This window comes from Pseudomonas brassicacearum, from assembly GCF_003732265.1.
GTDB lineage: Bacteria > Pseudomonadota > Gammaproteobacteria > Pseudomonadales > Pseudomonadaceae > Aquipseudomonas > Aquipseudomonas brassicacearum_D.
Genome location: NZ_MOBK01000439.1, coordinates 1 through 643, shown reverse-complemented (window position 1 = coordinate 643; position 643 = coordinate 1). Strand labels below are relative to the sequence as shown.

Here is a 643-nt window from a genome sequence, read left to right as displayed (position 1 = left end):
CCCTCGGTAAATCCGATCAAACAGCCGGGTGCCGAGTTGTTCTTCCAGCCGTTTGATCTGCTGACTGATCGCCGGTTGCGTGGTGCCAAGCTCAACCGCGGCAGCAGTGAAACTGCGCTGCCGAGCCGCCGCTTCGAAGGCGCGGAGCAGGTCGAGCGACAGATCACCCAAGGCTTCATACATAAGCTGTGCTTATCCTAGTCATTGTCCGGCGCAGGCTTTACCGGATACAGCATGGACTCCATGCTCGGTCGCAGCAATGTCGCATAAATATTCACTATGGAATGCCGCGATCACATGAAGCGCAAGAATATTCTTTTCATCATGGCCGATCAGATGGCCGCGCCAATGTTGCCGTTCTACGGCCCTTCGCCGATAAAATTGCCGAATCTTTCCCGCCTCGCCGAACAAGGCGTGGTGTTCGACGCCGCTTACTGCAACAGCCCGCTGTGCGCGCCATCGCGTTTCACCCTGGTCAGCGGCCAGTTGCCGAGCAAGATCGGCGCCTACGACAACGCTGCCGATTTCCCCGCCGATGTGCCGACTTACGCCCATTACCTGCGCCGTCTCGGTTACCGCACGGCGCTGTCGGGCAAGATGCATTTCTGTGGCCCCGATCAGTTGCACGGCTACGAAGAACGCC

The 643-nt window shown here is 58.6% G+C and carries 2 protein-coding genes; one reads left to right on the top strand and one right to left on the bottom strand.

Annotated features, from left to right (window positions below):
- Positions 1-183: helix-turn-helix domain-containing protein (locus BK660_RS32130; protein ID WP_123436475.1), on the bottom strand; the 183-nt coding region annotated here is incomplete at its 3' end.
- A gap of 114 nt (positions 184-297) precedes the next feature.
- Here BK660_RS32130 and BK660_RS32125 point away from each other — a divergent pair.
- On the top strand, positions 298-643 hold a 346-nt coding region (locus BK660_RS32125; RefSeq protein WP_148057555.1), incomplete at its 3' end, for a sulfatase-like hydrolase/transferase.